This is a genomic window from Streptomyces niveiscabiei, from assembly GCF_033794345.1.
GTDB classification, from domain to species: domain Bacteria; phylum Actinomycetota; class Actinomycetes; order Streptomycetales; family Streptomycetaceae; genus Streptomyces; species Streptomyces niveiscabiei.
Genome location: NZ_JARAYJ010000056.1, coordinates 35,333 through 41,876, shown reverse-complemented (window position 1 = coordinate 41,876; position 6,544 = coordinate 35,333). Strand labels below are relative to the sequence as shown.

General features: G+C 68.7%; 6 protein-coding genes and 1 pseudogene. 3 read left to right on the top strand and 4 right to left on the bottom strand.

Annotation, left to right across the window (positions count from 1 at the left end; genetic code table 11):
* Positions 1-292: pseudogene (locus PV682_RS40875) on the top strand (FkbM family methyltransferase); the annotation flags it as partial.
* A 12-nt stretch (positions 293-304) separates the two neighbouring features.
* On the opposite strand, the gene PV682_RS40870 reads toward PV682_RS40875, so the two are convergent.
* The gene (locus tag PV682_RS40870; RefSeq protein WP_319737576.1) at positions 305-550 is read right to left on the bottom strand and encodes a GntR family transcriptional regulator; all 246 of its coding nucleotides are present in this window, start codon (positions 548-550) and stop codon (positions 305-307) included.
* 174 nt (positions 551-724) lie between these two features.
* Here PV682_RS40870 and PV682_RS40865 point away from each other — a divergent pair, with 174 nt between their 5' ends.
* Entirely contained in the window at positions 725-1,069 is a 345-nt protein-coding gene (locus PV682_RS40865; RefSeq protein WP_319737574.1) for a hypothetical protein, read from the top strand.
* Positions 1,066-1,224 carry a hypothetical protein gene (locus tag PV682_RS40860; RefSeq protein ID WP_319737571.1) on the top strand — a complete coding sequence of 53 codons (159 nt, stop codon included), beginning with the start codon at positions 1,066-1,068 and terminating at the stop codon, positions 1,222-1,224. The genes PV682_RS40865 and PV682_RS40860 overlap by 4 nt, the downstream gene beginning before the upstream one ends.
* 46 nt (positions 1,225-1,270) lie before the next feature.
* On the opposite strand, the gene PV682_RS40855 is transcribed toward PV682_RS40860, so the two are convergent.
* The 3 genes from PV682_RS40855 to PV682_RS40845 form a co-directional block, all read right to left on the bottom strand.
* Positions 1,271-2,857: an ATP-binding protein gene (locus tag PV682_RS40855; RefSeq protein ID WP_319737568.1), complete on the bottom strand. Its 1,587-nt coding sequence runs from the start codon at positions 2,855-2,857 to the stop codon at positions 1,271-1,273.
* A gap of 168 nt (positions 2,858-3,025) precedes the next feature.
* Positions 3,026-5,608, bottom strand: a complete 2,583-nt coding sequence (locus tag PV682_RS40850) for an ABC transporter permease (protein WP_319737567.1) — start codon at positions 5,606-5,608, stop codon at positions 3,026-3,028.
* Positions 5,605-6,393, bottom strand: coding sequence for an ABC transporter ATP-binding protein (locus PV682_RS40845; protein WP_319737566.1), 789 nt, complete (start codon positions 6,391-6,393; stop codon positions 5,605-5,607). Before PV682_RS40845 ends, PV682_RS40850 begins: the two co-directional genes overlap by 4 nt.
* Between the last annotated feature and the right edge of the window lie 151 nt (positions 6,394-6,544).

The window sequence follows — 6,544 nt, the reverse complement described above, 5'->3', positions numbered from 1 at the left end:
AGCCGGTGCCGTACGCGGACTGCTGCCCGTGCTGGGCCACCTCCGGGACGACGCCGAACTGCTCGTCGAGGTGACGCCGAGGCTGCTGGCCAAGCAAGGGCAGACGGTCGACGAGATCCTCAACCCCTTGCGGGACCACGGATTCCACCCCTACCGCGTGACCAATGACTACGACGCAGCCAGCTACCCACCAGCCCTACGCCACCCCGCATCGGCAGCCCGCTGGCGCGAGCCCGTCATGGAAATGACCGATCTGGTGTTCTCCCGCGTCGACGCCGAGATTCTGGTGTAACGAAGGCCGTGCCTAGGACTCGCCGTCCTCGCCCCGCTTCCTCACGAACGACCCCATGCTCGGCGTCGTGACGATCAGCCCCTCGGCGCGGAGGGCGGCGGTCGCCTTGCGGACGGTGACCCGGGCCACGTCGAACTCCTCGCCGAGTCTCACCTCGGAGACCAGGTGGTTCGGCGGGTACTCGCCGCTGGCGATGCGCTGGCGGACCACGTCGGCGATTTGCTGCCACTTCGGACGAGATGGGTCGAACTCGAACATCCTTCGACTTTACCTGTGAGTAGCCATCACCTCATAGATGCCGCTGTATGCCATAGGTGTAGACAGGGGCCTACGAGGGCAGCTAGCGTCAGCAACGAAAACGCCCCGAAGGACCGGGCCTAATCGGTCCAACGGGGCTGGCCAAGACAGCTAACACAAGGAGCTGACCGGCGTATGCGCGATGCTATCGCCCGAGCCCTCACCTGGGCCCGCCTCGTCCTCACCCCCCGCCCCCGCCCCGGCCGCCACTCCCCCGCCTACCTCACCGCCCAGCCCATCCCCACCGGCCCGGCCCCCGCCTCCCCTTGGTCCCGCCCCTGGACCAGCATCAGCAAGGAAGAGGCCGCCGAGATCTTCCGCCGCCAGGCCGAACGCCACGAACAGACGGAAGCCGCCTGGGAGTTGCGCCTCCAGTGGGAACGCAGGCGAGCCGCCGAGCTCGCGACGATGGGCGTCGACCACCCGTACACGTACGACGGCGCCCCCTTCGACGACGCCGCGTTCAGGACGAGCGCGTGAACCGGGAAGCGCTGCTCGCGGACGGCCCGCCCGCGCGGGCGGAGGAGGACTGCTGTCACTGCGGGCGCCGGACCCTCGTACCGATCCCGTGCACCAGCAGGGACGACGTCTTCGTGTGCCCCGACTGCCTGCTCCTCGCGAGCCGCCGGGCATGAACAGATGCCGGGTCCGGGGAGTCCCCCAAGGCTCCCCGGCGCCTGGTCACGCTCGCAGCAGGGTGACCGTGCGCCCCGACGGAGTGGTCTGCGTCGAGAAGGCGGTGCGTTCGTGGACGGAGGCCGCCTCGGGGCGGGTGTCGAAGACGACGAGGGTGCCGGTGGGCAGCTCCGTACGGTCCAGGTAGTCGTCCAGTTGGGCCAGGCCGTCGGTCAGGGGGTCGGGGCGGCCCTGGCGCCACACCTTCAGTTCCAGCGCCTCGCGCTGCACGGCCCGCGACCCGTCGGACTCGTCCGTGTAGGGCTGGCGGATCAGCAGGTCGATGCGGCGGCGACCCACCCCGTACTCCCGGTCGATGAAGCCGGCGCCGTTCACGATGCGGTGCAGGTACGCCATCATCACCAGCTGAGCCGCCGCCTCCGGGTAGGTCGAGCCGGAGGCGAGGATCTCGCCGTTCTCCCGCCAGAACGCGGCGAACGAGTGCAGCAGCTTGTCCATGTCGATCCGGCCGTCCGGCAGCCGGAAGCTGCTCGGGGTGTCGGTGACCGAGTCCTCGGTGCTGCTTCCCAGGACGCGGACGATGACCTCCCGGTAGATCGGGTTGGCCACCCGCACCGGTGAGTTCGGGGCGATCAACCCCAGATCGCGGACGTACGACCGGTCGTCGTCGTAGGTGACACCGCCGTCGGGCAGCTCACCGGCGATCAACGGCTCGATCACCCGGCGTACCCGGTCCTCGCCGAGGCGGGCGACCAGCGAGTCCAGGTGCGTGGCCCGCGCCAGGATCAGCCGCTCCTTCGCCTCGTCGACGTGCTCCGCCGTGATCGGCTCGGACGGCGGGACCTCCATCCGCCGGGTGATCTCGTACGCCAGCGCGTTGACCAGCCACGGCTGGCCCTGGGTGTAGCAGAAGGCGCGCTCGATCGCGTCCGGGGTGAACTCCTGCCCGGTATCGGCCGTGTGCTGCCGGTACAGCTCGGTGGTCTCGGCCTCGGTGAAGTCACCCAACCGCAGCGACGCGATCTTGATGTTGAACGGGCTCGACGTTCCCAGACGTCCTGGATCACCGCCCGAGGCCGCCTTGTAGTCGCGTACGTCCCGCAGCCCGCACAGCGCCACCGAGTGCGGGAAGCTGCTGCGTCCGGTCGTGAAGCCGTTCCGCAGCTGACGCAGCACACTGCGCAGGCTCTCCCCGCGCAGCGCGTCGATCTCGTCGAAGAACAGCACCAGCGGACGGGGGGAGCTGAGCGCCCACTGGTTCAGACCTTCCTGGAGCCGGGCCCCGGGAGCGGCCTCGGGCCAGACCGGCGGCGGCGCGAGTTCCGCAGGGAACCCGGCGATCTTGGCGGCGGACCGGATCGCCTGAAGGACCAGTTCCTCCGCCCGCTCATAGTCCTCCCCGGCCACTTCCGCGTTCTCGCAGGAGAAATGCAGTGCCGTGTACTGGCCGGAGGCAGTCAGATCGCGGGCCAGCGAGGCGAGTGCCGTGGTCTTGCCGGTCTGCCGGGGAGCGTGCAGCACGAAGTAGTGGCCCTCGTCCACCAGCCTGTGGGCCTGAGGCAGCCGTTCCTCGGAAGACAGCATGTAGTGCCGTTCAGCGATGCACGGCCCTGCCGTGTTGAAGTAGCGCACGCCTCAGACGCTAGCCGACCGCACTGACAGCCGGGGTCTTGAGCAGACCGCGTCCGAGCCCCCGGGCATGCACAAAACCCGGTGCCGAGGAGTCCCCCAAGACTCCCCGGCACCGGGTCTTCCCCCGCAACCCCCGTATGCGGTGGTCCAGTTACCCCCCTTCTCGGATCAGTCCGTGGCGATCGCGTTGAGGACGTTCATGCGGCCCGCCCGGAACGCCGGGATCAGGGCGGCGAAGAGGCCGACGAACGCCGAGCCGATGAAGACGCCGATGATGGTGGGCCAGGGGATCTCCAGGACGCCGAGGCCCTGAAGTGCGAGGAGTTTCTGGGCGGTTGCCCCCCAGCCCATGCCCAGGCCGAGGCCGAGGAGCGCGCCGAAGAGGGCGATGACGACCGACTCCATGCGGATCATGCGGCGGAGCTGGCGGCGGGAGAGGCCGATGGCTCGCATGAGGCCGATCTCGCGGGTGCGTTCGACGACCGAGAGGGCCAGGGTGTTCACGACCCCGAGGACGGCGACGATGATCGCGAGGGCCAGCAACCCGTAGATGAGGTTGAGGAGTTGGCCGATCTGGTCCTTGAGCGCCTGCTTGTAGTCGGTCTGGTCGCGGACCTTGTACTGCGGATAGTCGCGCATGGTCGACTTGAGCGCGGTGTACGCGGCGTCCTGCTGCCCCTTCTGCGCGGTCGCGAAGAGGATCGTGTCGAGGGGCATCTTGTCGGCGGGTACGTACTTCGCCATGGTCGTGATGGCCGTGTACATGGCCCCGGAGTCGATGGCGACGTCGCTCTTGGTGATGGCGCGGACGGTGAGGGGCGCCGTACGGCCGTCCTTGAAGGAGACGCGGACGGTGGAGCCGAGCCGGATCGCGTGGTCCTTGGCGAAGTCCTCGTGGACGGACATGGAGTCCGGCTTGTACGCGTCCTTCAGGTTGCCCTGGACGGTCTGGACGCGCAGGTCGTCGGGGTAGGTCGGGTCGGCGGCGGTGATGGCCGTGTCCTTGGAGACCTTGCCGTCGGGGGTGGTGAAGTCGGCCTTGGTCCACTTGTACTCGGTGACCCGCTCCAGACCCGGCGTCTTCTTGATCGTCTCGACGGCCTGCGGCGTGATGAGCTGCCCGCTGTCGGACTGGACGATGAAGTCGGTGCCGACGGTCTTGTCGAGTTCCTCGGTCGCGGAGGCCACCATGGAGGAGCTGACGACGGAGAGGCAGGCGACCAGCGCGAGCCCGATCATCAGGGCGGCGCCCGTAGCCCCCGTACGCCTGGGGTTGCGCAGCGCGTTGCGCTCGGCCATGCGCCCCACGGGACCGAAGGCCCGCAGGAGTACCGCCCCCAGTACCCGTACGACCCCGCCCGCGAGGAGCGGTCCGATGACGACGAACCCGAGGAGGGACAGGACGATGCCGAGCCCCAGCCAGAGACCGCCCTCGCCCGCCTTGTCCGCAGTACCTGAGAGGTAGAGCGCTACCCCTCCGGAGCCAGTCAGCGCCAAGCCGATCAGGGCCCGTACCCATCCGGCGCGCCCGTCGGCGGGGGTACCCGCGTCGCGCAGCGCGGCCATCGGCGAGACCTTCCCGGCACGGCGGGCCGGGAGGTACGCCGCGAGTACGGTGACGACGACGCCGAGGACGATCCCGATGACGGGCGTGGTCCAGGCGACGGTCAGATCGTCGGTCGAGAGGTTCATGCCGGCCGAACTCATGAGCTTCATCAGCCCGATGGCGATCCCGACCCCGGCCCCGACGCCCAGGATCGACCCGACGATCCCGAGGAGCAGCGCCTCGACCAGCACGGACCGGTTGACCTGCTTGCGCGAGGACCCGATGGCCCGCATGAGCCCGATCTCCCGGGTGCGCTGCGCGACCAGCATCGAGAACGTGTTGATGATGAGGAAGATCCCGACGAGGAAGGCGATCCCGGCGAAGCCGAGCATGGCGTACTTGAGTACGTCCATGAGGGAGCCGACCTGCTTGCGGTTGGCGTCGGCCGTCTCCTTGGCGGTCTGCACCTTGAACTGCCCTGCGCCGAGCGCCGAGTTGACGCCCTGCTTCACCTGCTCGTCGCTGAACCCGGCCGCCGCCGTGACGTTGACGTTCGTGTAGACACCGGTCTGCCCGACCAGCGTCTCCTGCGCGGTCTTCGTGTCGAAGTAGAAGATCGCCGCACCGGGGTTGGTGACCTGGAAGGCGACGACACCGGAGATCTTCGCCTTGTGCGTGCCGAGGGCGCTGATGACGCCGATCTCGTCGCCGAGCTTCAAGTGGTGCTTGTCGGCGGTGTCTTCGTCCACCATCACCTGGCCGGAGCCCTTGGGCACCGCGCCCGAGGTGATCTTCATGGTGCGGGCGTCGTTGCTGTTCCAGCTGCCCACGATCGTCGGGCCGCCGCCGCTGGGCGAGAGGCTGTCCTTGTCGGCGTCGATGACGGTCACCGAGGTCGAGAAGACCGTCCCCTCGGCCGACTTGACGCCCTTCGCCTTGCGCACGGTGTCGACGACCGACGCCTGCATGACGAGCGGCTTGCCGTTGTCGGACTTCGTCTCGCCGGTGTCGGAGGCGCCCTTGGGGCTCACCGTCACATCGGAGGACGTCGCCGCGAACAGCTTGTCGAAGGTGGTGGACATGGTGTCCGTGAACACCAGCGTCCCGCAGACGAACGCGACCGACAGCAGTACGGCTATCGCGGAGAGCGCCATGCGCCCTTTGTGCGCGAAGAAGTTGCGCATAGAGGTCTTCATGACGGTCATGACGTACGCCCCCGCGCGTCGAAGTCCTTCATACGGTCCAGGACGGTGTCGGCGGTGGGCCGGATCATCTCGTCGACGATCCGCCCGTCGGCGAGGTAGAGCACGCGGTCCGCGTACGACGCGGCTACGGGATCGTGCGTCACCATCACGATGGTCTGGCCGAGTTCGTCGACGGACCTGCGCAGGAAGCCCAACACCTCCGCTCCCGCACGGGAGTCGAGGTTCCCGGTCGGCTCGTCGCCGAAGATGATCTCGGGGCGGGCGGCCAACGCCCGTGCCACGGCGACGCGTTGCTGCTGGCCGCCGGAGAGCTGATTGGGCCGGTGCTTGAGCCGTCCGGCGAGCCCGACGGTCTCGACGACCTGCGCCAGCCACCCCTTGTCGGGCTTGCGGCCCGCGATGTCCATCGGCAGCGTGATGTTCTCCAGCGCGTTGAGCGTGGGCAGCAGGTTGAACGCCTGGAAGATGAACCCGATGCGGTCACGCCGCAGTTGGGTGAGCTTCTTGTCCTTCAGGCCGGTGATCTCGGTGTCGTCGAGGTAGATCTTCCCCGAGCTGACGGTGTCGAGCCCGGCGAGGCAGTGCATCAGCGTGGACTTCCCGGACCCCGAGGGCCCCATGATCGCGGTGAACTCCCCCCGCACGATGTCCACGTCGACGTGGTCGAGCGCGACGACCCGGGTCTCCCCCGACCCGTACGCCTTCACGACCTGCCGCCCCCGCGCGGCGACGGCCGTACGCCCTCCGGAACCCCCGTGCCGGGGAATGGTCACGGCCGATGTCATGGCAAGTCTCCTATGTCGGTCATCAATGAGTACGCGGGTGCCCGTGGCGTTCTTGGTCCGCTGCGGCGGTCCGCGCCGGCCGGCCCTGTTCGGTACTGGCCCTGAGCGGTACGACGATGAGTCTGTCCCCCGGGAGGGGTACGGCACATTG

Coding starts and splice junctions, on each gene's coding strand:
- PV682_RS40870 (WP_319737576.1), bottom strand. CDS start 550: ATGTTCGAGTTCGACCCATCTCGTCCGAAGTGGCAGCAAATCGCCGAC.
- PV682_RS40865 (WP_319737574.1), top strand. CDS start 725: ATGCGCGATGCTATCGCCCGAGCCCTCACCTGGGCCCGCCTCGTCCTC.
- PV682_RS40850 (WP_319737567.1), bottom strand. CDS start 5,608: ATGACCGTCATGAAGACCTCTATGCGCAACTTCTTCGCGCACAAAGGG.
- PV682_RS40845 (WP_319737566.1), bottom strand. CDS start 6,393: ATGACATCGGCCGTGACCATTCCCCGGCACGGGGGTTCCGGAGGGCGT.